The organism is Leifsonia sp. C5G2, from assembly GCF_013359685.1.
Classification (GTDB): Bacteria; Actinomycetota; Actinomycetes; order Actinomycetales; family Microbacteriaceae; genus Leifsonia.
Genome location: NZ_JABFMV010000001.1, coordinates 240,562 through 265,200, shown reverse-complemented (window position 1 = coordinate 265,200; position 24,639 = coordinate 240,562). Strand labels below are relative to the sequence as shown.

Annotated in this window: 25 protein-coding genes; 16 read left to right on the top strand and 9 right to left on the bottom strand. The window is 72.0% G+C overall.

Features of this window, described 5'->3' with window-relative positions; all coding sequences use genetic code 11:
* Nucleotides 1-41 precede the first annotated feature (41 nt).
* From HNO83_RS01220 to HNO83_RS01205, 4 genes are read left to right on the top strand one after another with little or no spacing between them, the layout of a single operon-like run.
* On the top strand, nucleotides 42-1,931 hold the full coding sequence (locus HNO83_RS01220; RefSeq protein ID WP_249776403.1) for an ABC transporter ATP-binding protein: 1,890 nt from the start codon (nucleotides 42-44) through the stop codon (nucleotides 1,929-1,931).
* 30 nt (nucleotides 1,932-1,961) lie between these two features.
* Nucleotides 1,962-2,312 (top strand): nuclear transport factor 2 family protein, encoded by a 351-nt coding sequence (locus HNO83_RS01215; RefSeq protein ID WP_175335673.1) that lies wholly within the window; start codon nucleotides 1,962-1,964, stop codon nucleotides 2,310-2,312.
* A gap of 52 nt (nucleotides 2,313-2,364) precedes the next feature.
* Entirely contained in the window at nucleotides 2,365-3,603 is a 1,239-nt protein-coding gene (locus HNO83_RS01210) for an Nramp family divalent metal transporter (RefSeq protein WP_175335672.1), read from the top strand.
* A 54-nt stretch (nucleotides 3,604-3,657) separates the two neighbouring features.
* Nucleotides 3,658-4,332 carry an NYN domain-containing protein gene (locus HNO83_RS01205; protein ID WP_175335671.1) on the top strand — a complete coding sequence of 225 codons (675 nt, stop codon included), beginning with the start codon at nucleotides 3,658-3,660 and terminating at the stop codon, nucleotides 4,330-4,332.
* A gap of 66 nt (nucleotides 4,333-4,398) precedes the next feature.
* Here the strand turns inward: HNO83_RS01205 and HNO83_RS01200 are convergent, their stop codons facing one another.
* Nucleotides 4,399-5,070: a metal-dependent transcriptional regulator gene (locus HNO83_RS01200; RefSeq protein WP_175335670.1), complete on the bottom strand. Its 672-nt coding sequence runs from the start codon at nucleotides 5,068-5,070 to the stop codon at nucleotides 4,399-4,401.
* 65 nt (nucleotides 5,071-5,135) lie between these two features.
* Here HNO83_RS01200 and HNO83_RS01195 point away from each other — a divergent pair, with 65 nt between their 5' ends.
* Genes HNO83_RS01195 through HNO83_RS01185 form a run of 3 tightly spaced genes read left to right on the top strand, consistent with a single transcriptional unit; the run spans nucleotide 5,136 to nucleotide 8,112 of the window.
* Complete coding sequence (locus HNO83_RS01195; RefSeq protein WP_175335669.1) at nucleotides 5,136-6,500, top strand: cystathionine beta-synthase; 1,365 nt, start codon at nucleotides 5,136-5,138, stop codon at nucleotides 6,498-6,500.
* On the top strand, nucleotides 6,497-7,672 hold the full coding sequence (locus HNO83_RS01190) for a cystathionine gamma-synthase (RefSeq protein WP_283810044.1): 1,176 nt from the start codon (nucleotides 6,497-6,499) through the stop codon (nucleotides 7,670-7,672). Before HNO83_RS01195 ends, HNO83_RS01190 begins: the two co-directional genes overlap by 4 nt.
* A 20-nt stretch (nucleotides 7,673-7,692) precedes the next feature.
* Nucleotides 7,693-8,112 carry a VOC family protein gene (locus tag HNO83_RS01185; protein ID WP_175335667.1) on the top strand — a complete coding sequence of 140 codons (420 nt, stop codon included), beginning with the start codon at nucleotides 7,693-7,695 and terminating at the stop codon, nucleotides 8,110-8,112.
* On the opposite strand, the gene HNO83_RS01180 is transcribed toward HNO83_RS01185, so the two are convergent.
* Nucleotides 8,022-8,378: a hypothetical protein gene (locus HNO83_RS01180; protein ID WP_249776401.1), complete on the bottom strand. Its 357-nt coding sequence runs from the start codon at nucleotides 8,376-8,378 to the stop codon at nucleotides 8,022-8,024. The genes HNO83_RS01185 and HNO83_RS01180 overlap by 91 nt on opposite strands.
* A gap of 238 nt (nucleotides 8,379-8,616) precedes the next feature.
* Between HNO83_RS01180 and HNO83_RS01175 the strand changes: the two genes are divergently transcribed.
* Nucleotides 8,617-9,732 (top strand): glutamate--cysteine ligase, encoded by a 1,116-nt coding sequence (locus HNO83_RS01175; RefSeq protein WP_175335666.1) that lies wholly within the window; start codon nucleotides 8,617-8,619, stop codon nucleotides 9,730-9,732.
* 63 nt (nucleotides 9,733-9,795) lie between these two features.
* Entirely contained in the window at nucleotides 9,796-10,065 is a 270-nt protein-coding gene (locus tag HNO83_RS01170) for a hypothetical protein (protein ID WP_175335665.1), read from the top strand.
* Nucleotides 10,066-10,089: 24 nt separating this feature from the next.
* Here the strand turns inward: HNO83_RS01170 and HNO83_RS20515 are convergent, their stop codons facing one another.
* The 4 genes from HNO83_RS20515 to HNO83_RS01150 form a co-directional block, all read right to left on the bottom strand.
* Complete coding sequence (locus tag HNO83_RS20515) at nucleotides 10,090-11,040, bottom strand: helix-turn-helix transcriptional regulator (protein WP_175335664.1); 951 nt, start codon at nucleotides 11,038-11,040, stop codon at nucleotides 10,090-10,092.
* Between the two features lie 74 nt (nucleotides 11,041-11,114).
* Complete coding sequence (locus HNO83_RS01160) at nucleotides 11,115-11,321, bottom strand: hypothetical protein (RefSeq protein ID WP_175335663.1); 207 nt, start codon at nucleotides 11,319-11,321, stop codon at nucleotides 11,115-11,117.
* A 77-nt stretch (nucleotides 11,322-11,398) separates the two neighbouring features.
* Nucleotides 11,399-11,563, bottom strand: a complete 165-nt coding sequence (locus HNO83_RS01155; RefSeq protein ID WP_175335662.1) for a hypothetical protein — start codon at nucleotides 11,561-11,563, stop codon at nucleotides 11,399-11,401.
* Between the two features lie 79 nt (nucleotides 11,564-11,642).
* Nucleotides 11,643-13,229, bottom strand: a complete 1,587-nt coding sequence (locus HNO83_RS01150; protein ID WP_175335661.1) for a Na+/H+ antiporter — start codon at nucleotides 13,227-13,229, stop codon at nucleotides 11,643-11,645.
* Nucleotides 13,230-13,365: 136 nt separating this feature from the next.
* Between HNO83_RS01150 and HNO83_RS01145 the strand changes: the two genes are divergently transcribed.
* The 5 genes from HNO83_RS01145 (at nucleotide 13,366) to HNO83_RS01125 (ending at nucleotide 19,018) form a co-directional block, all read left to right on the top strand.
* Nucleotides 13,366-13,974, top strand: coding sequence for an RNA polymerase sigma factor (locus HNO83_RS01145; protein WP_349627044.1), 609 nt, complete (start codon nucleotides 13,366-13,368; stop codon nucleotides 13,972-13,974).
* Complete coding sequence (locus HNO83_RS01140; protein ID WP_175335659.1) at nucleotides 13,949-15,043, top strand: hypothetical protein; 1,095 nt, start codon at nucleotides 13,949-13,951, stop codon at nucleotides 15,041-15,043. Before HNO83_RS01145 ends, HNO83_RS01140 begins: the two co-directional genes overlap by 26 nt.
* A 71-nt stretch (nucleotides 15,044-15,114) precedes the next feature.
* Entirely contained in the window at nucleotides 15,115-16,431 is a 1,317-nt protein-coding gene (locus HNO83_RS01135) for an APC family permease (RefSeq protein ID WP_175335658.1), read from the top strand.
* A 145-nt stretch (nucleotides 16,432-16,576) separates the two neighbouring features.
* Nucleotides 16,577-17,593 (top strand): LacI family DNA-binding transcriptional regulator, encoded by a 1,017-nt coding sequence (locus HNO83_RS01130; protein WP_175335657.1) that lies wholly within the window; start codon nucleotides 16,577-16,579, stop codon nucleotides 17,591-17,593.
* 33 nt (nucleotides 17,594-17,626) lie between these two features.
* Nucleotides 17,627-19,018, top strand: a complete 1,392-nt coding sequence (locus HNO83_RS01125) for an MFS transporter (protein ID WP_175335656.1) — start codon at nucleotides 17,627-17,629, stop codon at nucleotides 19,016-19,018.
* A gap of 27 nt (nucleotides 19,019-19,045) precedes the next feature.
* On the opposite strand, the gene HNO83_RS20685 is transcribed toward HNO83_RS01125, so the two are convergent.
* On the bottom strand, nucleotides 19,046-19,741 hold the full coding sequence (locus tag HNO83_RS20685; RefSeq protein WP_175335655.1) for a FadR/GntR family transcriptional regulator: 696 nt from the start codon (nucleotides 19,739-19,741) through the stop codon (nucleotides 19,046-19,048).
* 142 nt (nucleotides 19,742-19,883) lie between these two features.
* Between HNO83_RS20685 and HNO83_RS01115 the strand changes: the two genes are divergently transcribed.
* Nucleotides 19,884-21,299 carry a GntP family permease gene (locus tag HNO83_RS01115; RefSeq protein WP_217498550.1) on the top strand — a complete coding sequence of 472 codons (1,416 nt, stop codon included), beginning with the start codon at nucleotides 19,884-19,886 and terminating at the stop codon, nucleotides 21,297-21,299.
* Nucleotides 21,296-21,790: a gluconokinase gene (locus HNO83_RS01110; RefSeq protein WP_175335654.1), complete on the top strand. Its 495-nt coding sequence runs from the start codon at nucleotides 21,296-21,298 to the stop codon at nucleotides 21,788-21,790. Before HNO83_RS01115 ends, HNO83_RS01110 begins: the two co-directional genes overlap by 4 nt.
* Nucleotides 21,791-21,888: 98 nt before the next feature.
* On the opposite strand, the gene xylB is transcribed toward HNO83_RS01110, so the two are convergent.
* Together xylB and xylA are read right to left on the bottom strand one after the other, a co-directional pair.
* Complete coding sequence (gene xylB / locus HNO83_RS01105) at nucleotides 21,889-23,325, bottom strand: xylulokinase (protein ID WP_175335653.1); 1,437 nt, start codon at nucleotides 23,323-23,325, stop codon at nucleotides 21,889-21,891.
* A 113-nt stretch (nucleotides 23,326-23,438) separates the two neighbouring features.
* On the bottom strand, nucleotides 23,439-24,629 hold the full coding sequence (gene xylA, locus HNO83_RS01100; RefSeq protein ID WP_175335652.1) for a xylose isomerase: 1,191 nt from the start codon (nucleotides 24,627-24,629) through the stop codon (nucleotides 23,439-23,441).
* Nucleotides 24,630-24,639: the final 10 nt, after the last annotated feature.

Here is a 24,639-nt window from a genome sequence, read left to right as displayed (position 1 = left end):
GACGGAACGGGACGGTCGGTGGGGAGGCTTAGGCTGAACCCATGAGCGGGATGCGCGGCATGGCGGCGGCCGGAGGCGGCGGCGGTCGCGGGCGCGTCAGCGGCGGCGATGCGGAGGCGCAGCGGGCGCTGAACGCGACCGCTCCGAAGATCCCGCACCTGTTCCGCCGCATCGTCGAACTGTTCGCCTCCCACCGCGCGGCGATCGCCGTCACGATCGTTCTCGTTCTCGCGGGGGCGGCACTCACCGTGATCCCGCCGCTGCTGACCGAGCGGGCGTTCGACCAGGGCCTGTTCCCGAAGAGCGGGACGCCGAACCTGCCGGTGCTGGTGGAGATCGTCGTGCTCATGCTCGTCGTGTACGTCGTCTCCGCGCTGCTCGGCGTGTGGCAGACCTATCTCACGGCGTCGGTCGGCAACAAGGTCATGGGGGCGCTGCGCGTCCGGCTGTTCTCGCACCTGCAGTCGATGGAGCTCAGCTTCTTCACGCACACCAAGACGGGCATCATCCAGTCGCGGCTGCAGAACGACGTCGGCGGCGTCGCCAACGTCCTCACCAACACCATGTCGAGCATCCTCGGCAACACCGTCACGGTGATCGCCGCGCTTGTCGCCATGCTGCTGCTGAACTGGCAGCTCACGATCGTCGCGGTCGTGCTGATGCCCATCCTGGTGATCGCGCAGCGCCGCGTCGGGCAGGTGCGCGCCCGCATCGCGACCAAGACGCAGGAGTCGCTTTCGGACATGACCGCGATCACGCAGGAGACGCTGAGCGTGTCCGGCATCCTGCTGTCGAAGAGCTTCAACCGGCAGGGCGCCGAAGTGGAGCGCTACTCGGACGAGAACGGCAACCAGATCCGGTTGCAGGTGTCGCAGGCGATGAGCGGCCAGTGGTTCTTCGCCATGGTGAACATCTTCCTGTCGTCCATCCCGGCGATCGTCTACCTGGTCTCGGGCTGGCTGATCGCCGGAGGGACCACCGACATCTCGGCCGGCACGATCGTCGCCTTCACCACCGTGCAGGCGCGGCTGCTGTTCCCGCTGCTCGCGCTGATGCGCGTCGCGCTCGACCTGCAGACCTCCGGCGCGCTGTTCGCCCGCATCTTCGAGTACCTCGACCTGAAGCCCGCGATCGCTGACCGAGCGGACGCGGTGCCGGTCGACCCGAGCCGCAAGCTCGGCCGGATCGAGTTCGACCACGTCGTCTTCCGCTACCCGGACTCGCGCGAGGGCGAGCGCAACACGCTCGACGACGTGTCGTTCGTCATCCGCCCCGGGGAGTTCGCGGCCTTCGTCGGCCCGAGCGGCGCCGGAAAGACCACCGTCTCGTACCTGATCCCGCGGTTCTACGACGCGACGAGCGGCCACATCCGCTTCGGCGACACCGACGTCCGCGACCTGCAGCAGGAGTCGCTCGTCTCCCACATCGGCGTCGTCAGCCAGGAGACCTACCTCTTCCACGCGACCATCGCCGAGAACCTGCGCTACGCCCGGCCGGACGCGACCGACGCGGAGCTCGAGGATGCGGCGAAGCGGGCGAACATCCACGAGACGATCGTCGGCTTCCCCGACGGGTACGCGACGGTGGTGGGGGAGCGCGGCTACCGCCTCTCCGGCGGCGAGAAGCAGCGCATCGCGATCGCGCGGGTGCTGCTGAAGGACCCGGAGGTCCTCATCCTCGACGAGGCGACGAGCGCGCTCGACACCATCTCGGAACGGGTCGTGCAGCAGGCGCTGGACACCGCATCGAGCGGCCGCACCACCATCGCGATCGCCCACCGGCTCTCGACGATCGTCGCGGCCGACATCATCTTCGTGATCGACCACGGCAAAGTGGTCGAGCGCGGAACGCACCGCGAGCTGCTCGAGCTCGGCGGCGTGTACTCGCGGCTGTACCGCGAGCAGACCGAGAGCGCGGTTGTCGAGGAGTGACGACCGCCCGCGACTGATAAGGGAGACCCTGTGCCGACGATCACGGAACTGCTGTCCGCCAACCTGCATGAGGTCTTCGGCAACCGGGATGCCGCATCCCGTCGCGCCGCGATCGAGCGTGTCTTCGCCGAGGACGTCGTGTTCGCCGATCCCGAGGGGGAGGTGCGCGGCTGGGACGGGCTCGAGGAGAAGGCGGCGAGCATCCTCGACGGCACCCCGCCGTCGTTCGCCCTCGCCGAGGCGGGGCCGGCCTACCTCGGCCTGGACTCCGGCGCGCTGGCATGGACTTTCGGCCCGGAGGGCGAGCCCGTCGCGCGCGGAATCGACCTTATCGAGGTCCGCGACGGCCGCATCCACACCCTCCGCACCCTCCTCGCCTGACGCCCTTGCCGACGAGAGTTAGACTGGGCTAACTTTCAAGTCGGAGGGGCCGATGAGCGTTGACGTGCGGGAGCGGGCATCGCGGGCTGCCCCCGCGCGGCTGCTCCTGCTGCTCGGGCCGGCGTTCGTCGCCGCGATCGCCTACGTCGACCCCGGCAACGTCGCCGCCAACCTGACCGCGGGCGCCCGCTACGGCTACCTGCTGGTCTGGGTGCTGGTCGCGGCCAACGCGATCGCCGTCTTCGTGCAGTACCAGTCCGCCAAGCTGGGCATCGTCACCGGGCGCAGCCTCCCCGAGCTGCTGGGCGAACGGCTCGGCACGACCAGCCGTCGCGCGTACTGGGTGCAGGCCGAGCTGGTCGCCGCCGCGACCGACATTGCGGAGGTCATCGGCGGCGCCATCGCGCTCAACCTGCTCTTCGGGCTGCCGTTGCCCCTCGGCGGCCTCATCGTCGGGGTGGTCGCGATCGGCATCCTCGCCATCCAGTCCCGGCGGGGCCAGCGTCCGTTCGAGGCCGTCATCCTGGGCCTGCTCGCCGTGATCGCGGTCGGCTTCCTCGCCGGCCTGTTCGTGAGCCCGGTGAACTGGACGGAAGCGGCGGCCGGGCTGGTCCCGCGCTTCGACGGAGCCCCCACGGTGCTGCTGGCCGCCGGGATGCTCGGTGCCACGGTCATGCCGCACGCGATCTACCTGCACTCGGCGCTCGCCCGTGACCGGCACGGCGCCGGCGGCGGCCGCATCCGCATCCTGCTCAAGGCCACCCGGCTGGATGTTCTGCTCGCCCTGGTCCTCGCCGGCGCCGTCAACATCGCCATGCTGCTCGTGGCCGCGGCGTCCCTGCGCGGTGTGGCCGGCACGGACACGATCGCCGGCGCGCACGCGGCCATCTCCGCCGCGCTCGGCCCCGCCGTGGGCGTCGTCTTCGCGATCGGCCTCCTGGCCTCGGGGCTCGCCTCCACCTCGGTCGGCAGCTACGCCGGGGCGACCATCATGGGCGGGCTACTGCGGCTGCGGGTGCCCCTGCTCACGCGCCGCATCGTCACGGTGGTGCCGGCGGTCGTCATCCTCGCGCTCGGGGTCGATCCGACCTGGGCGCTGGTGCTGTCGCAGGTCTTCCTCAGCCTCGGCATCCCGTTCGCGATGATCCCTCTACTGCGCCTGACCGGGTCCCGGGCGGTGATGGGCGAGCACGCCGACCGGCTCTGGGTGCGCATCGCCGGGGGCGCGGTCGCCGGCCTCGTCGTGCTGCTGAACCTGGCGCTCGTCGCGCTGACGGTCGCCGGCGCCTGATTGCGGCCACCGCCGACGCTGGCGGCGGCGCCTCGCGTCGATAGGGTGTCCGGCGTGCCGAAGCCCTCCGCTGCCGTCTACGTGGACGGGTTCAATCTCTACAAGGGGCAGCTCGAGAGCCGGCCCGAGAACAAGTGGCTAGATCTGGAGCGGCTCTTCGACTCCCTCCTGGACGATTACTCCATCGCTCGCATCCACTACTTCACCGCACATGTGCGCGGTCGCGCGAACCCGGAGGATCCGACCGCGCCGGATCGCCAGGCCGCATACCTGCGTGCGCTCGAGACGCTTCCTCGCGTGACGATCCACCGGTCGCAGTTCACCATCCATCCGAGCCGGGCTCGCCTGAGGGGAACCGAGGAGGTGCGGTGGGTCGACGTGTGGAAGGTGCAAGAGAAGGGGTCGGATGTGAAGCTCGCCGTCCAGCTCGTGGTGGACGCGGTCGACGGAGCGTACGACGCCTATGTGGTGGTGAGCAGCGACTCGGACCTCGGTGCCGCCCTCGATATCGCCGTCAACCGGTGCGGGCGACGCGTCATCGTCGTCTACCCGCGCGACGAGCGGACGAAGGAGTTCGAACGCGTGGGCGCGCGGTCGAGTCTCTACCTGCGGCCTTCGCTGGTCGCGGAGTCGCAGCTGCCGGACGTCATGGTCTCCCGAAGCGGGCGGCCGGTGAGGCGACCGTCGGCCTGGAAGAAGAAGCAGAGCCCCGCCGAAGCGGGGCCCTGAGCCCGATCCAGAGGAACGGGGGTTGTGTGTCGATCTTAGCTCAGCTCGCTGGCTGCCGCGAGCGGCTCAGTCGCGCGGGGCCACCCAGACGGCGGCCGCCGCCGTCGCGCCGAGGACGACGGGCGCGCCGCCGACCTCCACGGTGACGTCGCCCGCGAACGCCCGGTGCTCCTCGACGCGAAGCGTCGTGTCGAGGCCGATTCCGCGCTCGGCGAGGTAGCGCAGCACGGCGGGGTCGGCGTCCGAGATGCGCACCACCGTCACGTCGGCGCCGGGGGCGGCGTCGAGCAGCGGCACCGCCTCCGGGCGCCGCGGGGTGCCGTCGGCGGTGGGGATGGGATCGCCGTGCGGGTCGCGGGAGGGGAAGCCGAGGCGGCGGTCGATGCGGGCCACGAGCTCGTCCGAGACGGCGTGCTCCAGCACCTCGGCCTCATCGTGCACCTCGTCCCAGCCGTAGCCGAGCTCCTCCACCAGGAACGTCTCGATCAGCCGGTGACGCCGCACCATGGCGACCGCGTGGCGGCGTCCCTCGTCGGTCAGCTCGACCCGCCCGTAACGCTCGTGGGCGACGAGGCCCTGGTCGGCGAGGCGGCGGACACCGTCGGACACCGTGGCCGCGCGCACGCCCATCCGCTCGGACAGCTGCTTCACGGTGACGGGCACGTCCGACCATTCCCGCGCCGACCAGATGATCTTGAGGTAGTCCTGCGCGACGGGGGAGAGGTCGGACACCGGCATGAGCCGATTCTAGGCGGGACGTCACAGAGTCGTCCGGGCACGAACGCGCTGTTACGGTTGGTCGCGTGAAGTACGCAGAGACCATCATCGACTTGGTCGGCGACACCCCGCTCGTGAAGCTCAACAGGCTGACCGACGGGATCGCGGCGACGGTGCTCGTCAAACTCGAGTACCTGAACCCCGGAGGTTCGTCGAAGGACCGCATCGCCTCCCGCATCATCGACGCGGCGGAGAAGGAAGGGCTCCTGAAGCCCGGCGGCACCATCGTGGAACCGACGAGCGGCAACACCGGAGTCGGGCTCGCCCTGGTCGCGCAGCAGCGCGGCTACCGGTGCGTGTTCGTGCTCCCCGACAAGGTGGGGGAGGACAAGATCAACGTCCTCACCGCCTACGGCGCGGAGGTGGTGGTCACGCCGACGTCGGTGCCGCCCGAGCATCCCGACTCCTACTACTCGGTGTCCGACCGGCTCGCCGCCGAGATCCCCGGCGCGTTCAAGCCGAACCAGTACTTCAACCCGAACGGCCCGCGCAGCCACTACGAGACCACCGGTCCGGAGATCTGGCGCGACACCGACGGCCGCATCACGCACCTGGTCGCCGGCGTCGGCACCGGCGGCACCATCTCGGGCACCGGACGCTACCTCAAGGAGGTCTCCGACGGACGCGTCCGCATCGTCGGCGCCGACCCCGAGGGTTCCGTCTACTCCGGCGGCACCGGGCGGCCGTACCTGGTCGAGGGCGTCGGCGAGGACTTCTGGCCGGGCGCCTACGACCCGACCGTGGTCGACGAGGTGATCGCGGTGAGCGACGCCGAGGCGTTCCGGATGACGCGGCGGCTGGCGCGCGAGGAGGGCATCCTGGTCGGCGGGTCGAGCGGGATGGCCGTCGCTGCCGCCCTGCGCGCCGCGAAGGACCTGGGCCCGGACGACGTGGTGGTCGTGATCCTGCCGGACGGCGGCCGCGGCTACCTGGCGAAGATCTTCAACGACCGGTGGATGCAGTCCCACGGCTTCAGCGAGGTGCCCGACGAGTCCACGGTGCACGACATCGTGAAGACGAAGAGCGGCGCCCTCCCCGACCTGGTGCACACGCACCCGACCGAGACCGTGCGCGACGCCATCCAGACGATGAACCAGTACGGCGTCTCGCAGTTGGTCGTGCTCACGGCCGAGCCGCCGGTGGTCATGGGCGAGGTCGCGGGCGCGCTCGACGAGCGCTCCCTGGTGGACGCGGTGTTCAGCGGCCACGCCGAGATGAGCGACCCGGTCGGCAAGCACCTGGGCGAACCGCTCGCCCTGATCGGCGTGAACGAGCCGGTCACGGCCGCCCGCGCCGCGCTCGCCACGACCAACGCGCTGCTGGTGACCGACGGCGGCAAGCCTGTCGCCGTCCTCACCCGGCAGGACCTCCTCAACTACTTCAGCGACTGAAACCCCGCGACACGAGAGAACGGCACATGACACACGGCTTCGCCACGCGCGCCATCCACGAGGGTCAGGAGTTCGACCCGACCACCGGCGCGATCATCCCGCCCATCTACCAGACCTCGACGTTCGTGCAGGACGGCATCGGCGGCCTGCGGAACGGCTACGAGTACGGCCGCGCCGGCAACCCGACCCGCTCGTCGCTCGAGACGCTGCTCGCCTCCCTCGAGGGCGGCGTGCGCGCGCTGTCCTTCGCCTCGGGCCTGGCGGCCGAGGACGCGCTGCTGCGCGCGGCGCTCCGGCCGGGCGACCACATCGTGCTGGGCAACGACGCGTACGGCGGCACGCACCGGCTGATCGAGCGCATCCACGGCGAGTGGGGCATCCGGAACACGACCGTCGACCTGTCCGACCTGGACGCCGTGCGCGAGGCGCTCGCCGCCGACGGCACCCGGATGCTCTGGATCGAGACGCCGAGCAACCCGCTGATGAAGATCAGCGACATCGCCGCCCTGGTCGAGCTCGGTCACGCGGCCGGCGCGGTCGTCGTCGTGGACAACACGTTCGCCTCGCCCGCGCTGCAGCAGCCGCTGTCGTTCGGCGCCGACGTCGTCGTGCACTCGACCACGAAGTACCTCGGCGGCCACTCCGACGTGATCGGCGGCGCGCTGGTGTTCGCTGACGAGGAGCTCGCCGCCAAGGCGCAGTTCCTGCAGTTCGCGGCGGGTGCGGTGTCCTCGCCGATGGACGCGTGGCTGACCGTGCGCGGCATCAAGACGCTGCAGGTGCGCGTGCGGCAGCACAGCGCCAACGCGCAGGCGATCGCGGAGGCCCTGGTCGGCCACGCCGGCGTCGAGCGGGTCTACTACCCGGGCCTGCCGGACCACCCCGGCCACGAGCTCGCCGCCCGGCAGATGAGCGGCTTCGGCGGCATGCTGTCGGTCGCGCTCGCGGGGGGAGCGGAGGCGGCGCGCCGCTTCGCCGAGTCCACCCGCGTATTCCAGCTGGCCGAGTCGCTCGGCGGCGTGGAGTCGCTCATCGGCTACCCGAGCGAGATGACGCACGCGTCCGTCCGCGGAACCGCGCTGGAGGTCCCGGACAACATCGTGCGACTGTCGGTCGGCATCGAGGACGTCGACGACCTGCTGGAGGACGTGGAGCAGGCGCTGCGTCGGTAGCCCGCGCTAGCGTCGGCCGCATGGACCAACGCATCAGCCTCATCACGCTCGGGGTCGCCGACCTGGCGCGCTCTCGCACGTTCTACGAGGAAGGGCTCGGCTGGCAGCCGGCCGACGCGCCGGACGGGGTCGTGTTCTACCAGCTGCCCGGCATGGCATTCGCGCTGTTCGACCGCGACGACCTCGCGGAGGATGCGCGCGCGCCGATCGACGGCACGTTCAGCGGCATCACGCTGGCGTGCAACCAGCGATCGGAGGCCGACGTGGACCGCGTGCTCACCGAGGCGGAGTCGGCGGGCGCGCGCATCCTGAAGCCTGCGGCGCGCGTATTCTGGGGCGGCTACTCCGGCTACTTCGCCGACCCGGACGGGCACGTCTGGGAGGTGGCGCTCAACCCGGGCTGGCCGCTCGCCGACGACGGGACGCTCACTCTCGGCTGAGCGCCGGCGGCACCTCCGTCCGCGGGGAAGACCCGCGTGCCGCGCTCGAAGAAGCGCGGAGGGGCGGTGTCCGTGCGGATGAGTCCGGCGCGGTACAGGGCGCGCAGGCCCGCGAACAGGCCGGGGAGGCGCATCCCGTGCAGTTCGTCCATTCCGATGCCGGGCCGCGAGGCGATCAGCCGCAGGAGCTCGGCGCGGGCCTCGGCTCCGCCGCGCTCGGTGAGCAGCGAGGCGTCGAACGGGATGCGAGTGGTCGTGTCCCACATGGTGCCTCCTGGCTGCCGGTGCGGTCGGGCGGTGGATCGTTGCGCGGTTGAGTCAGTTATAGGCGCAGGTCGCTCGTCGAACCAAGACAGCGAGCACGATCCGGCCGGAAATGTACCCCGACCTGCAAGAAATCGGCATGCGGATGTACCCCGCCTCGTTCGGCGAGGCGCCTCCGCTGCACGGGTGATTCACGGAGTACAGGGTATTTACGGGGCGCCGCCTGCCCCCGATAGTGGAATGGTGAGGACTTTCGGGGTGGAGGAGGAACTCCTCCTGGTCGATGCGCGGGGGCTGGCGGCCCCGCTCGCTCCTGCGCTCCTCGCCGACGCGCCGCCCGTGGTCGACGGCCCCTCCGTCAGCGCCGAGTTCAACCAGGAGATGATCGAGACGCAGACGCGCCCGGTGCTCTCCACGAGCGACCTCCTCCTCGACATCGTCGGCGGCAGGGAGCTGGCCGACTCCCTCGCGCAGCGGCACGGGGCCCGGGCGATCGCGGTCGCCATGTCGCCGATGCGCATGCGGCCGCACGTCACCGACGATCCTCGCTACGCGAAGATGATCGAGCGGTACGGGCTGACGGCGCGCGGAACGCTGGTCTGCGGCTACCACGTGCACGTCGGCATCGACTCCCGCGAGGAGGGCGTCGCCGTCCTCGACCGCATCCGCACCTGGTTGCCGACCCTGCTCGCTCTCAGCGCCAACTCGCCGTTCTTCGGCGGCGCCGACACCGGGCACGCCAGCTACCGCTTCGCGGCCTGGCACCAGTGGCAGAGCGCCGGCCCGACCGACGTCTTCGGCTCGGTGGAGGCGTACGACCGGTTCGAACGCTTCCTCGTCGACACAGGCGTCATCCTCGACTCCGGGATGCTGTACCTCGACGCGCGCGTGTCGCACAAGGTTCCGACGGTGGAGATCCGGGTGGCGGATGTCTGCCTCGACGCACGCGACGCCGCCGTCATCGCCGCCCTGGTCCGGGCGCTCGTCGACACCGCGGTCGCCGAGTGGCGCGCGGGCATCCCTCCGGCGGCCGTCCCCTCGGCGGCCCTGCGGCTGGCCGAGTGGCAGGCCGCACTGACGGGGGTGAACGGCTCGCTCCCGCATCCGGTGACCTGGCGCGAGGTCTCGGCGGTGGAAGCGGTGGATGCGCTCGTGGCCCACACCGCCGGAGCGCTCGAGGCGAACGGCGACCTCGCGCTCGTCCGCCGCGGGGTCGCCCGCATCCACGCCGTCGGCGGAGGCGCGGGCCGCCAGCGCTCCGCGTTCGCGCGGCGCGGCCGGATGCGCGACGTCGTCGGGCTCGCCGTGACGGCGACGCACGAGCAGTCGGAGGACGACGATCTGGTCGTCGCATGAGCCCCACGTCGCCCCGGGTCATCCGGCCTTCCGCCCGACGGTGATCGCGCCTATTCTGCGGTCATGACGGAGAGGCAGCTCGCCCACCAGCACGCCGTCTACACGTACGGCTCGCTGCCGCTGACCCTCATGTACAGCCCGACGGCGACCGCGGCGTGGGAGGTCTACTACGGCGGCGAGTACCTCGGCCTGATCGAGGAACTGCACAGCACGGGCGAGCTGTGGCCCGGGTTCGTCGCGCGGCTGCCGGGCGAGGAGGAGTCGGGTGAGGGCGTCACCGCGCAGGACTGGCGCGTGGCCGTCGAGCTGCTGGCCGCGCACGCCGGGCTCTGACGGGGCGACGGCGCACCGGCGTGCTCAGCCCGCGAGGTCGAGCGTGCGCTGGGGAGGGTGCCCGAACCGCTCCGCGTAGAGCCGGGCGAAGGTGGGCTCGTCCGGGAAGCCCCACCGCGCTGCGACGGACGCGACCGTGGTGGCCGACCCGTCGAGCGGCCGCTGGAGGTCGCCGTGCGCGGCGGCGAGGCGCACGCTGGCGAGATACTGCAGCGGAGTGAATGGCAGGTGCATGTCGAAGGCGCGGACGAGCTCCGGCACGGAGGTCCCGGCCGCGAGCGCGATGTCCTCCGGAGTGATCGGCAGCGACGCGTGCTCGTCGATGAAGCTCACCGCGTGCTTGAAGGCCAGCCCGCGAGAGGCGACGGTGGTCCGGCGCGCCTCGTGGTCCCCGGGCAGCGGGAAGGTCTCCAGAGTCGCGACGGCGAGCTGGCGGTACAGCGAGGCCCGCAGCAGCGGGCTCTCGAACGCGCCGGCGTCCACCTGCCGCCAGACGTTGTCGTGCACAGAGCGCCAGTGGCGGGCGGCGGCCGCCGACACAGGGGCGGCGGAGAGGAACGACGCCTCCAGTCGCTCCTCGCCGAACAGACCCCGGGCGGTCGTCGTCAGGGCCGCGGGGTCGAACGCGACGACGGTGACGTCGGCGTGGTCCATGGACCCGCGGGCCGTCGCGGACGGCTGGAACAGCGCGGGCTCCGCCGCCAGGTCGCCCTCCTCGTCCCCCGCCTGCCAGCGGTAGCGGCCGGAGGCGAGGCCCACCGCGAGGAATGGCAGCTCGAACGCCAGCGAGAGGTCGCCGCCGAAGCGGTGGCGCCCCAGCAGCAGGCGGTCGTCGCCCCGCAGCTCCTCTCCGTAGCTGAGGCCGCTCTCGCGCACGCCCGGGCCGAGTGAGACATCGCCGTAGCTGCGGCGCAGGATCTCCTCGGCGGCATCGGGACCGGCGGCCTGCTCGCGGGTGTGGAAGGTGTCGGGCACATCGCTCCTCGCCGGGCCGGCTCTCACGCTGAGGGCCGGTCATCCCTGCCTGGAGTGTAAGCCCCCGCGTTCCGTCAGAACGCGAACTGCGACCACTCGGCGCGCTCGAGCGAGACCTGCTCGCCGTGCTCGTCGACGATCCAGTGCTCCGGCGTGCAGCCCACATAGGTGCAGAGCAGCGTCTGGCTCCTCCAGCCGTCCGCCGAGTGGACCCACCGGACCAGATGGAGATCCTGCCCCGGTTTCGGGATGTTCCCGATGGATGATTCGAACGTGGTCATGCTGCACCCCTCCCCTTGGGCGGCCTTCCAAGGCGACCCTATCGGGGTACATGACCGGGGGACAAGAGCCGCGGCAGTCAATTCCCGCCGTCGTCCTCCAGCGGATCGTACTCGTCGTGCTCCGGCTCGACGAAGCCGTCCGCGTCGTACGGACCCACGCCATCCCCGCCTTCGGCGATGGCGTCGACGTCGATCGGCTCCCCCGACGGCGTCTCCGGCCAGTTCTCCTTCGCGTCGGTCATGGCCGCTCCCTTCCTGGATGCCGGACTTCCGGATGCTCTGACGGCGATGGTAGACGGGCTCCCGCACGCCGGATAGGGGTCACTCGCCGGGTTCGCGGCCCGTGAGCCGGACCTCCTCCACATCGAGCCGGCGCTGCACGTCCCGGAGCACGATGTCGTCGATGTCGCCCTCGTCGCGGAGGCGGACGACCTCCTCGCGCTTGCAGTGCAGGAGCGCCAGCCGGAGCTCGGTGTCCTGACGGCTGCGCTCGACGGCCTCCTCCCCGCCCTCGGATTCGTCCTCGGCCTCCAGCAGCTCCAGATGCTCCTCGAACTCGTTCTGGATGCGCTCGCTCACCTCCTCGTCCACGCCGAGCCGCCGAGCCAGCTCCGGCAGCTCGTCGAGCGCCGCGCGCGTCGCGCTGGTCTCCGCCAGCCGCCGCTCGTGGCCGACGGCCTCGTCGCCAGGCAGCTTCGCCCAGCGCACGACCTTCGGCAGGATGAGTCCCTGCACGACGAGGGTCACGATGATGACGCCCGTCGTGACGAAGACGATGAAGTCGCGGTTCGGAAACGGGTGGCCGTTGTCGAGGGCCGCCGGCACCGCAAGCGCGGCCGCGAGGGAGACCGCCCCGCGGAAGCCGGAGAGGCTGCTGACCACACGCCAGCGGCTGCTCATCCGTCGTGCCCTCTGCTCCGGGCGGCGGTCGAGCAGGCGGATCAGGAACACCGAGCCGAACTGGAAGACGAAGCGCACGGCCACGACCATCAGGGTGACCGCCACGATCGCGAGGAGGCCCATCCCGATGTCGCGTGTGCCCGGGTCCGTGGTCGAGCGGGGGAGCTCGATGCCGACGAGCACGAACAGGCTGGCGTTGAGCAGGAAGGTCGAGAAGGTCCAGAAGGCGTCGGACTGGCGCCGGCCCTCCGCGACGCCGATGCGCGGGCCGGCCTGGCTGATGATGAGCCCTGCGACGACCACGGCGAGCACCCCGGAGGCGTGGATGAGCTCGGCCAGCAGGTAGGCGACGAACGGCGTCAGCAGCATGGCGATGTTCTGGGTGATGGCGTCGCGCAGCCGACGCCGGGCGAGGATCGCCAGCCAGGCGACGAGGGCGCCGATGGCCGCCGCACCGAGGTACGCGATCAGGAACGTCACCGTGACGCCGCCGAGGCTCACGTCGGCGTCGCCGATCGTGAACCCGACGGCGAGCGACCAGAGGACGAGCGCCGTCCCGTCGTTCACCAGGCTCTCGGCGCGGAGGATGGTGACGTTCCGCCGCGGCAGCGAGTGCGTGAACGACACGACGGCGGTGGCGTCGGTCGGCGCGACGGCGGCCCCGAGCACCCAGGCCGGCCCCCACGGCAGGCCCATCGCGTGCGCGAGCACAGCGACGGCGGCCGCGGTCAGCACGACGAGGGCGGTGCTCATCAGGGCGATGCTGCGCAGGTTGCTCCGGATCTCGCGCAGGGAGGTGGTGAGGCTCTCCCAGTACAGGATCGCCGGGAGGAAGAGGAAGAGCACGACCTCGGGGGCGAGCTCGATGCCGCGGAACAGCGGCACGAGCCCCAGGAGCACGCCGATGCCGACGAGCAGCAGGGGTTGGGCGATCCCGGTCTTGCGGGCGATGACCTTGGTCAGCAGGGTGGTGACGCCGATGACGACGACGAGTTCGAGTCCGAGCAACAGACCTCCTTGTCGCCCATGTTCCCGCGGCGGAGGGCGGCGGGGAACCCTCCCAGCGGATCATGATTCCCCCGCGGATGCGTCTTCTCCGATGACGGATATCGAACCTTTCGTACCAAGAGAAGCAATACACAGTGTGAGTACTGATAGCGATGTGATCCGGGAGTCGCTCCGCGCGCCTGAACGGTTCGCGGAGATCTTCGAGCGGCATGCGGCCTGCGTGGAGGCGTTCGTCGCGTCCCGGGTGGGCGCGGCCGCCAAAGACGACATCCTCAGCGAGACGTTCCTCGCGGCGTTCCGCGTTCGTCGACGGTTCGACCTGTCGAAGGAGTCTGCCCGCCCGTGGCTGCTGGGGATCGCGGTGCGGATGATCCGCCGTCACCGGTCCGCCGAGGCCGCGCACTGGCGCGCGTGGGCCGCCGGGGCCGGGAGCGCGGAGCTCAGCACGGCGGACGAGGTCCAGTGCGCGGGGGACCGCGTGGACGCGACGGCGGCGGTGCGAGAGCTCGCGCCGGTCATCGCGGGGCTGTCCCAGCGCGATCGCGACACCCTGTTGCTCTACGCCTGGGGCGACCTGACGTACGAGCAGGTCGCCGCGGCGTTGCGTGTCCCGGTGGGCACCGTGCGCTCGCGGCTGAACCGCATCCGTTCCCGCCTCGCGTCGCCGCCCCGACCGGCGCGAGTGCTCGCAGAGAGAACCGACGAAAGGAAGAGAGACGATGGATACCTTCGACAGGGTGCGTGAGGCGCGCCCCGAATCGGCCAGCGACCTGAGCGCTGCGCGGGCGGCGCTGGAGAGCGAGATGGCGGTTCACCGTTCGCGGAGGCGACGGGTCGCGGGTGCGACGCTCGCGGCGGCCGGCGTGCTGACCGTCGGAGGCGTCGTGACGGCGTTCGTCGTGGGCGGTGAACCGGCTGCGGTGGAGGCCCCGCGCCTCGCCGGCACGGCGGAGGCCGCCCCGAAGATGGAGCTCGCCTCGGCGGTGCTCAACCGGGCGGCGGAGCTGCAGCTCAAGACGGCGGACGTCGCCCTTCAGCCCGGGCAGTACCTGCGGACGTCGATCGACATGGAGCAGATGGTCGACCTGCGAACGGGCTGGGAGACGTCGGAAGACCCCTTCCAGGAGAGCAGCGGGGAGGTGGTCGCGGTCGTACGCTCGTCGTCGATCGAGACCCAGTATCGGCCCGCCGACCCCGCCGCCGATGTGATCGGAGAGCAGACGCCGTTCCACGGGATCGAGGCCCTGGGAGACACGGCAGCGGCCGAGGCGGCCTGGAACGGCTACTACGAGCGGAACGGTGTCCCGGCGATCGGCGGACCGGCTCCCGCGGCGACCGTGGAGAACCTCGGGCCCGCGTCGTCCGTCGGCGAGTACTCCCGTGACCCGCAGGCGTTCTTCGACGCGCAGCTCCAGCGCACTCGCGAGTTCGTCGAACTGACGGGTCTGGAACGCAACGAGGAGAAGCTGCCCGAACTCACCGGTATCCGGATGTGGGGCAAGCTCACGCGTGAAGAGTTCCACTCCGCGCCGGCGGAGTACCGCGCCACCTTCCTCAAGGCCCTCGCGCTGGCGCCGGGAACCCGGATCATCGGCACCAGCGGCGAGTTCAGCGTGCTCGAGTACGACTCCGACGTCGAGCTCACGTACCGGGTGAGCATCGACAACGCCACCGGTGAGGTCCGGAAGGTCGAGGAGCGCTATGACTCGCGTGCGAACCCGGATGGAACCCGGCCGGCGTTCTTCGGCGACCGGTTCGATGTCACGTACGTCATCACGCAGCAGGTGGTCGACTCCGCGCCGGCTCAACGGTGAGCAGCTGACGATGAGGGGCCGGGACCGCCGGCCCCTCATCCGCTGTCGGTGGTGTCCGCCAGGATGGACGCATGACTGAACGGGCGCCCTCGACCGCGCACGCCCGGGGCGAGGAGCCGGAGCTCCCCGATCCACGGGTCCCCGCGACGCCCCACGGTCGTCTCGGAGTGGCGGGCGGCACGGCCCTGTACATCGCGGCGGTGCTCGGGACGGGCATCCTCGTCCTGCCGGCGCTCGCCGCGGCGGCGGCCGGTCCTGGCGCGATCGTGGCGGTCGCGGCGCTCGCGCTCATCTCCGTGCCGCTGGCGGCCACCTTCGCGGCGCTCGCCCGGCGTCATCCTGATGCGGGCGGCGTCGCCACGTTCGCGCGCCGCGCGTTCGGGCCGGGCGCGGCGCGGGTGATCGGCTACTGGTTCTTCTTCGTCACCCCGATCGGCGCTCCCATCGCCGCGCTCATGACCGCGCGGTACGTCGTCGCCGTGATCGGCGGCGACACAGCGACGACGACCCTGATCGCGGTCGCGCTCATGATCGTCCCGGTAATCGTGACGGCGTTCGGTGTGCGGTTCGCCGCCTCTGTGCAACTGGTCCTCTCCGGCGCCCTCATCGCGGTGCTGATCTTCGTGCTCGCGGCCGCCGCGCCCCACGCAAGGCCGGAGAACCTGCAGCCGCTGCTCCCGCACGGCTGGGCGGGCGTCGGGCTCGCGATGAGCCTGTACATCTGGGCGTTCGCGGGCTGGGAGGCCGTGGCCGGCATCGGGGGAGAGTTCCGCAACCCGCGGCGCGACATCCCACGCGCCACCGCCCTGGCGCTGGTGATCGTGTCGGTCGCCTATCTGGCGATCCAGACCGTGACCGTCGTCGTGCTCGGGGAGCGCGCCGCGACGAGCGCCGTGCCGCTGCTCGACCTCGTCGAGGTGGCGACCGGCTCCGGAGGCGGCGTGGTCGTCGCGGTGATCGCGGCGATCGTGGTCACCGGTGTCTTCAATGCATACCTCGCCGCCTTCAGCAAGCTCGGCGCCGCCATGGGCCGAGACGGCGACCTCCCGGCCTGGTTCGGCCGCGGCGTCGAGAACGGCGCGGTCGCGCGCCGCGGCCTGCTGCTCTCCGCCGTCGTCATGGCGCTGTACTCCGTCGTGGTGCTCGCGAGCGGCGACCTCCCGCCGTTCATCCTCGTGCACACCAGCATCGCCGCGGCCGTCTACGGCCTCGGCGTCGCATCCGCCCTCCGGCTGCTGCCCCGGCGGTCGCTCGGCTGGTGGATGGCGTTGCTCTCGTGCGTGCTCGCCGCGGGCCTGCTCGTGCTGGCCGGCTGGCACCTGGTCTTCCCGGCCGTCGTGGCGCTCGTGGCGCTCGCCGTCGGCGCCGTGCAGCGCGCGCGACGCTGAGCCCGCTCGCGACTGCTGCCGTTCGGAACGAGGGCGGGTGCTCGCCGCGGCGCGGACGTTCCGAACGGCAGCAGTCGCGGCGCCGCGACCGCGAGCGCGCATAATGGGGGCACCCGCGCGGGCCGCGGACGCAGGGAGGGGACGCGTGACCGAGCACCAGCGCGCCGCCAGCATGCGCGACGTCGCCGCCCTCGCGGGGGTGTCGCACCAGACCGTCTCCCGGGTCGTGAACGGGCACCCCAGCATCCGGGAGTCGACGCGGCAGCGGGTCCGCGCCGCGATGGACCAGCTGCACTACCGTCCCAACCGCGCCGCGCGGGCGCTCGTCACCGCCCGGTCGCGGACCATCGGCGTGCTCTCCACCTCGGCCGCCGCCCTCTACGGGCCGGTGTCGAGCATCAACGCGATCCAGGATGCCGGGCGGGCCGCCGGCTACTCGGTCGCGGTCGCGCAGCTGCCCGACCTGAGCGCCGACGCGATCTCCGCAGGGCTCGACCACCTGCTCGCGCAGTCTGTCGAGGGCATCGTGGTGATCGCCCCGCAGGAGGTGGTGCTCGACCGGTTGAGCCGCGCGCGGCTCGGCGTGCCCTATGTGACCCTGCTCGGCGGTCCCTCGGCCGTGCAGCGCGAGCTGACGGTCGACCAGGTGGCCGGAGCCCGCGCGGCCACGGGGCACCTCATCCGCCTGGGGCACACCCGGATCGTGCACCTGTCGGGACCGCTCGAGTGGTTCGAGGCGGAGGCGCGCGTGCACGGCTACCGCGCCGAGCTCGAGGAGGCCGGGCTGGCTCCGGAGCCGGTCCTGGAGGGCGACTGGACGGCGGAGTCCGGCTACCGGCTCGGCCGCCGGGTGCTGGACGACCCGGGCGTCACGGCCGTGTTCGCCTCGAACGATCAGATGGCGCTCGGGGTCTACCACGCGGCCCGCGAACGGGGGCTCGGCATCCCGGAGCAACTGAGCGTCGTCGGCTTCGACGACATCCCGGAGGCCGCGCACTTCTGGCCGCCGCTGACGACCGTGCTGCAGGACTTCACCGACCTCGGCCGGCGGAGCGTCGAGAGCCTGGTCGCCGAGATCGAGGGGGGAGCGGAGGCGACGGCGGTGAGCCTGCAGCCGGAGCTCATCGTGCGCTCGTCGACCGCGCCTCCGCGCACGGCCTGACCGGCGTCGGCGGTCGGGCCTAGGCTGGCCCCTATGAGCTCGCGCGACCTGGACTCGGTGACTGCAGGCTCCGCACCCGGCGATGTCGCCCCTCCCGGCGGCGTGCTCGGCCCGCGCTTCCGCTGGACCAGCATCGGGATGTGCCTGCTGATCATGCTGGCCGCGTTCGAGGCGCTCGCGGTCACCACGATCATGCCCGAGGTGAGCCGGGAGCTGCACGGCGACGCCCTGTACGCGTTCGCCTTCGCGGGGCCGCTGGCGGTCAGCGTGGTCGGGATGGTGTCCGCAGGGGCCTGGGCCGACCGGGGGAACCCGCGCAACGCCCTGATCGCATCCGTCGTGCTGTTCGCGGCCGGCCTGCTGATCGCCGGAACGGCCTCCACGATGCCGGTCTTCGTCGTCGGCCGGCTGGTGCACGGCCTCGGCGGCGGTGGCCTGACCGTCGTGCTGTACGTGATCGTGGCGAGGGTGTACCCGCCCGTGCTGCACGCCCGGATCTTCGCGGGCTTCGCCGCGGCCTGGGTGATCCCGTCGCTGATCGGCCCGTTCATCGCCGGGGTGCTGGCGGAGACGGTCGGCTGGCGCTGGGTGTTCCTCGGCGTCGTCACGCTGGTCGCGCTCGCGATGCTCATGGTGGTGCCCGTGATGCGTGGAGCGCTCACCACCCCGCAGGAGACGACGCCGATCCGGGTCTCCCGCCTGCTCTGGGCGGTGCTCCTCGCCGTCGCCGTGCTCGCGCTCACGCTCGCCGCCGAGGCCTCCGGACCGGTGCAGTGGATCGTCCCGGTCGTGGCCGCCGCCGTCGCCGCGTTCGCGATCCGGCCGCTGATCCCGCGGGGCACGCTGCTGGCGCGGGCCGGGCTGCCCAGCGTCATCCTGATGCGCGCGCTCGTGGCCGGCACCTTCTTTGCAGCAGAGGTGTACGTGCCGCGCATCATGGTCACCGAGTACGGCCTGTCGGCGGCGGTGGCGGGCCTCGCGCTCACGGCGGCGGGCCTGACCTGGTCGGCGGCCTCGTGGCTGCAGGGCCGGTTCCCGTCGATCACCGACCTCGCCGCGGCACGTTTCGGCGCACTGGGGCTGACGATCGCGCTCGCCTGCCTGATCTCGACCGCGGTGTGGCACCTCCACCCCACGGTCGTCGTGGTCGGCTGGGCGTTCGCCGGCGGCGGGATGGGCATCCTGTACCCGCGTCTCGGCGTGCTCACGCTGAAGTACTCGACCCCGGAGAACCAGGGCTTCAACAGCTCGGCCCTCTCGATCGCGGATGCCACCGGCTCGGCGATCGCCCTGGCGGCCACGGCGATCGTGTTCGCGGCGCTCCGGCTGCTCGACGGCGGGTGGCCGTACGTCGGCGCCTTCGCGCTGACCGTGGTGCTGTGCGGGCTCGCCTGGGCGGTGGGGCCGCGGCTGCTGCGGCGGTAGCGGCCCTACGCCCGCGCCGCGCCCGCGCTACGCCCGCGCTACGCGCTGCACCGCGGCGTCCGCCTCTTCGACGATCGCCCGCATCGCCGCCTCCGCGGCCGCCGCGTCGCCTCCACGCACCGCCGCGGCGACCTCCTCGTGCAGGCGGATCGCCTCGGGGTTGGCGTTGTGCGGCATGAGGTCGTGCGCGGTGCGGCCGTTGAGGGCCTCCGCCACCGCGCCGCTGAGGGCGGCGAAGGTGGGGTTGCCGGAGGCCTCCAGCAGGATGCGGTGGAAGTCGCGGTCGTGCGCCAGGTACTCGTCGTGATCTGCGGACCGCTGCGTCGCCGCCATGCCGACGATGGCGGCCGTGAGCTCGCCGCACTGCGCCGGCGTCGCCCGGGCGCTGGCGAGGCGCGCGGCGACCGGCTCGACCGCGAGGCGCAGCTCGCTGAGGTCGCCGAGCGCGGTCAGCCGGTCGGGACCGGCGAGCCGCCAGGCGAGCACGCGTGGGTCGAGCGCCTGCCAGGCGCTCGACGGGGTGACGATCGTTCCGCGGCGGCGGCGCGCCTGCACGAGGCCCAGCGACTCGAGCACGCGGATGCTCTCGCGCAGGACGGTGCGCGAGCTGCCGAGGCTCTCGGGCGTCAGCACCGTGCCGACCGGGATGTCGCCCGCGACGATCCGGGCCCCGAGCGACGCGATCGTCTGCTCGTGGCGGGAGCCGGGCGCTGGCTGGGTCACGCTTCATTATCCGCGGAGGAGACTCATCCGGTCAAAGCGGTCGTTGGTCGGCGTAATGTCGGTATTGTCCGGCATTGATTAGACACAAATCTGATTTATTCCTAGAGTGTTCCTGCCCTATCCGCACTGACCAAGGACGTTCATGCTCCACACCACCCTCTCGCGCCTCGCGGCCGCCGCCGCTCCGGCGCCCCACCCCACCGCCCCCGAGGGACAGCTGATCCTCGCCGCCATCGTCGGCATCGCGGTGATCGTGATCCTCATCACCTGGCTCAAGCTCCACCCGTTCCTCTCGCTGCTGCTCGGCTCGCTCGTCGCCGGGCTGGTCGGCGGCATGGCCGCGGATGCCGTGGTCGCCAGCTTCATCACCGGTTTCGGCAACACCATGGGCAGCGTCGGCGTGCTCATCGGGCTCGGCGCGATGTACGGCAAGCTGCTCGCCGACTCGGGCGGGGCCGACCGCATCGTCGACACCCTCGTCTCCCGCACGAGCGCGCGGCTGCTGCCGTGGACGATGGGCGCGGTCGGCGCCATCATCGGCCTGCCGATGTTCTTCGAGGTGGGCCTCGTGCTGCTCATGCCGGTCATCATCCTGGTGACCCGCCGCTCCGGCCTGCCGCTGATGCGCATCGCCCTGCCGACCATCGCCGGCCTCTCGGCCATGCACGGCCTCGTCCCGCCGCACCCGGGCCCCCTCGTCGCGATCGGCGCCCTCGGTGCGAACCTCGGCCTGACCCTCGCGTTCGGCGTGCTGGTCGCCATCCCGACCATCGCGATCGCGGGTCCGCTGTTCAGCAAGCTCGCCGCCCGCTGGGTGCCGGTCGGCGTGCCCGACCTGTTCGTCGCCGACGAGAAGGAGATCGAGACCCGTCGCCGTCCGTCGTTCGCCGCGGCGCTCGTCAGCATCCTGCTGCCGGTCGTGCTCATGCTGGCCAAGGCGGTCGCCGACATCGCGTCGCCGGACGCGGCGCCCGTGTGGAAGGTCGCGGTCGACTTCCTGGGGACTCCCGTCATCGCCCTGACGGTCGCGGTCCTCGCCGGGCTGTTCCTGCTCGGCGTCGGCGGCGGGATGGACCGCAAGGCCATCCAGACCAGCCTCAGCGCGTCGCTGCCGCCCATCGCGGGCATCATCTTCATCGTCGGCGCGGGCGGCGGCTTCAAGCAGGTGCTCGTGGACACGGGCATCGGCCAGGTCATCGCCGGCTGGGCGACCGGCGCCAGCGGCATCGTGGTGCTGCTGCTCGCCTGGACGGTGGCGGCGCTCATCCGCGTCGCCACCGGTTCCGCGACGGTCGCGACCGTGACCGCTGCCGGCATCCTGCTGCCGCTCACCGAGCACCTGTCGACGCCGATGATCTCGCTGATGGTGCTGGCGATCGGCGCGGGTTCGGTGTTCCTCTCGCACGTCAACGACGCCGGGTTCTGGCTGGTGAAGGAGTACCTGGGGCTCGACATCCCGCAGACGCTGAAGAGCTGGACGGTGCTGGAATGCCTGGTCTCGATCGTCGGCCTGGCGGGCGTGCTCGTCCTCAGTCTGTTCGTCGGCGGCCTCGGATGAGCGCCGGGCGCGCGGTCGTCGTGATGGGGGTCGCCGGCTGCGGCAAGTCGACCGTGGCGGCGCTCCTCGCCGAGCGGCTCGGCTGGGACCTCCTGGAGGGGGATGCGCTGCACCCCGTCGCGAACGTCGAACGGATGGCCGCGGGCATCCCGCTCACCGACGACGACCGTGCGCCCTGGCTCGCCGCGATCGCGGCCTGGACGGACGAGCGGCTGGCCGCGGGGCGGTCGGTCGTGGTCGCGTGCTCCGCGCTCGCCCGGCGCTACCGGGACGTGCTGCGGCGCGACGAGGTGACGTTCGTGCACCTGGCGGGCACGCCCGAACTCCTGGAACAACGGCTGGCCTCCCGCGAGCACCACTTCATGAAGGCGGGCATGCTGCAGAGCCAGCTCGCCACCCTGGAGCCCCTCACCCCCGACGAGCGCCACATCACCCTCGACATCGCCGCCCCTCCCGCAACCCTCGCCGCCCAAGCCGCCGCCGCCCTCTGACCCCCGCTCCAAGCCAAGAGCTCCTGAGTTCTTCCACCCGCCACGCGGCGAGTCGCTCGAAAAACTCAGGAGCTCTTGGCGTCGTAGCCGGCCCGGGATCAGGGGCGGGCGGCGGCGTACTGGGTGCGGATGAGGGGGCGGGTGTCGACGGGGAGGGTCGTGAGGGTCTCCACGGTCCAGGCGGGGCGGGAGCCGGTCAGGGCCCAGGCGGCCTGCACGGCTCCGCCGTCGGCGACGTACTCGCCCGGCGCGGGAACCTCGACCGGGGCGTCGAAGACCTGCGCGGCGACCTGGGCGACGGCCGGGTTCTGCGCGGCGCCGCCGATCAGCAGGATGCGCCGCTCCTTCACCCCGACCGACCGCACCGCGTCGAGTCCGTCGGCGAGCCCGCACAGCATCCCCTCGATCGCCGCCCGCGCCAGGTTGGCCGGCGTCGTCGAGGCGAGGGTGAGGCCGTGGATGCTGGCCTTCGCGTCCGGCAGGTTCGGCGTGCGCTCGCCCTCGAAGTAGGGCACGAGCACCACCCCGCCGGACCCGGGCTCGGCCGACAGGGCCAACTCCGCCAGTCCGTCGTGGTCGACGCCCAGCAGTCCCGCGATGGACCCCAGCACGCGCGCCGCGTTGAGCGTCGCGATGAGCGGGAGGGAGACGCCGGACGCGTCGGCGAAGCCGGCGACGGTCCCGGACGCGTCCGAGACGGGGCCGTCGGTGACGGCGAAGACCGTGCCCGAGGTCCCGATCGAGACGACCACGTCGCCCTCGGCGGCGCCGAGCCCGAGCGCGGCTCCCGCGTTGTCGCCCGCGCCGGGGCCGACGAGCACCCCGGAGGGCGTGCGGCCGGCGGACTCGGCGGAGCCGAGCACGCGCGGCAGCACAACGGCGTTCGTGTCCGCGTCGGCGGCTCCCGCCTCGCGGCCGGGGCGCCCGAGGGCGCGCTCGAACAGGTCGAGGTCGTACGCACCGGTCGCTGCGCTCCAGTACGCGGTGCCGCTGGCGTCGGAGCGGTCGGTGGTGAGCGCCTCGAGGTCCGGGCCGAGCTCGCTCTCGCCGGAGGGGCCGTAGCCGAGCAGGCGCCAGGTCAGCCAGTCGTGGGGGAGCGCGACGGCCGCGACGCGGGCGGCGTTCGCGGGCTCCGCATCCCGCAGCCAGCGCAGCTTGGTCGCGGTGAAGGAGGCGACGGGGACGACGCCCACGCGCTCGGCGTAGGCCTCGGCGCCGACCTCGGCGATCAGGTCGCGGGCGGCCTGCGCCGAGCGGGTGTCGTTCCAGAGCAGGGCGTCGCGGATGACCCGGCCCTCCGCATCCAGCACGACCATCCCGTGCTGCTGCCCGGCGATGGAGATCGCGTCGACGTCGTCGAGCCCGCCCGCGTCCGCCAGCGCCTCCTGCAGCGCCGACCACCAGGCGGCGGGGTCGACCTCGGTCCCGTCCGGGTGCGCCGCGCGCCCGGAGCGCACCAGTCCTCCCGTCTCGAGGTTCCGAACCACGACCTTGCAACTCTGAGTCGACGAGTCGACTCCCGCGACCAACGTCACGCCGGCGTCCTTTCAACGACGCGAGGTGCTCGCAGATGCTGCCGACACGCGGGCCGGGCGAGCAACTGCGAGCACCTCACGGAAATGGGGGATGGGGATGGGATGGGGGAGGCTCAGCGGGCGCCGAGCAGGTGCTCCAGGGCGAGCTGCTGCAGACGGACGAAGCCGAAGCCCTTGCCGCCGAAGTAGGCGCTGGGGTCGAAGTCCTCGTAGGCGCTGCGGTCGGCCAGCAGGTCGTCGTACGACTCGCCCTCGCCGAGGGTGGGGCGCGACAGCTCGATCACACGCGACGCCTCCAGCTGCTCCTGCACCTCGGGGTCGGCGCGGAACGCCTGCGCCCGCTCCTTGAGCAGCAGGTAGGTGCGCATATTGGCCGCGGCCGAGTCCCACACGCCGGTGATGTCCTCGGTGCGCGACGGCTTGTAGTCGAAGTGGCGCGGGCCGTCGTAGGCCGGGCCGCCGTCGGGGCCGCCGTTCTCCAGCAGGTCGACGAGGGCGAACGCGTTCTGCAGGTCGCCGTGGCCGAAGACCAGGTCCTGGTCGTACTTGATGCCGCGCTGCCCGTTGAGGTCGATGTGGTACAGCTTGTCGTGGTACAGCGCCTGGGCGATGCCGGCGGCGAAGTTGAGGCCCGCCATCTGCTCGTGGCCGACCTCCGGGTTGAGGCCGACGAGCTCCGGGCGCTCCAGCGAGTTGATGAACGCGAGCGCGTGACCGACGGTCGGCAGCAGGATGTCGCCGCGCGGCTCGTTCGGCTTCGGCTCGATGGCGAAGCGGATGTCGTAGCCCTTGTCGGTGACGTAGTCGCCGAGCAGGTTGACGGCCTCGCGGTAGCGCTCGAGGGCCGAGCGGATGTCCTTCGCGGCGTCGTACTCGGCGCCCTCGCGGCCGCCCCACATGACGAACGTCTTGGCGCCGAGCTCGGCTGCGAGGTCGAGGTTGCGGAGCACCTTGCGCAGCGCGAAGCGGCGGACGGCGCGGTCGTTGGAGGTGAAGCCGCCGTCCTTGAAGACGGGGGCCGAGAACAGGTTCGTGGTCACCATCGGGACGATGATGCCGGTGTCCTGCAGGGCCTGCTTGAGGCGGTCGATCTGCTTCTGGCGCTCGGCGTCGGTCGAGCCGAACGCGAACAGGTCGTCGTCGTGGAAGGTGAGGCCGTAGGCGCCGAGCTCGTCGAGCTTGTGCACCGCCTCGACCACGTCGAGCTGCGGCCGGGTCGGGCCGCCGAACGGGTCGGTGCCGTTGTAGCCGATGGTCCACAGTCCGAACGAGAACTTGTCGGCGCGGGTGGGGGTGAGGCTCATGGGGATTCCT

Bases quoted from the DNA above. Each gene is read 5' to 3' on its own strand.
- HNO83_RS01210 (WP_175335672.1), top strand. From the start codon at position 2,365: ATGAGCGTTGACGTGCGGGAGCGGGCATCGCGGGCTGCCCCCGCGCGG.
- HNO83_RS01170 (WP_175335665.1), top strand. From the start codon at position 9,796: ATGACGGAGAGGCAGCTCGCCCACCAGCACGCCGTCTACACGTACGGC.
- HNO83_RS01185 (WP_175335667.1), top strand. From the start codon at position 7,693: ATGGACCAACGCATCAGCCTCATCACGCTCGGGGTCGCCGACCTGGCG.
- HNO83_RS01115 (WP_217498550.1), top strand. From the start codon at position 19,884: ATGCTCCACACCACCCTCTCGCGCCTCGCGGCCGCCGCCGCTCCGGCG.
- HNO83_RS01200 (WP_175335670.1), bottom strand. From the start codon at position 5,070: ATGCCGGTGTCCGACCTCTCCCCCGTCGCGCAGGACTACCTCAAGATC.
- HNO83_RS01110 (WP_175335654.1), top strand. From the start codon at position 21,296: ATGAGCGCCGGGCGCGCGGTCGTCGTGATGGGGGTCGCCGGCTGCGGC.
- HNO83_RS01155 (WP_175335662.1), bottom strand. From the start codon at position 11,563: ATGACCGACGCGAAGGAGAACTGGCCGGAGACGCCGTCGGGGGAGCCG.
- HNO83_RS01180 (WP_249776401.1), bottom strand. From the start codon at position 8,378: ATGTGGGACACGACCACTCGCATCCCGTTCGACGCCTCGCTGCTCACC.
- HNO83_RS01125 (WP_175335656.1), top strand. From the start codon at position 17,627: ATGAGCTCGCGCGACCTGGACTCGGTGACTGCAGGCTCCGCACCCGGC.
- HNO83_RS01175 (WP_175335666.1), top strand. From the start codon at position 8,617: ATGGTGAGGACTTTCGGGGTGGAGGAGGAACTCCTCCTGGTCGATGCG.
- HNO83_RS01220 (WP_249776403.1), top strand. From the start codon at position 42: ATGAGCGGGATGCGCGGCATGGCGGCGGCCGGAGGCGGCGGCGGTCGC.
- HNO83_RS01160 (WP_175335663.1), bottom strand. From the start codon at position 11,321: ATGACCACGTTCGAATCATCCATCGGGAACATCCCGAAACCGGGGCAG.
- HNO83_RS01140 (WP_175335659.1), top strand. From the start codon at position 13,949: ATGGATACCTTCGACAGGGTGCGTGAGGCGCGCCCCGAATCGGCCAGC.
- xylA (WP_175335652.1), bottom strand. From the start codon at position 24,629: ATGAGCCTCACCCCCACCCGCGCCGACAAGTTCTCGTTCGGACTGTGG.
- HNO83_RS01135 (WP_175335658.1), top strand. From the start codon at position 15,115: ATGACTGAACGGGCGCCCTCGACCGCGCACGCCCGGGGCGAGGAGCCG.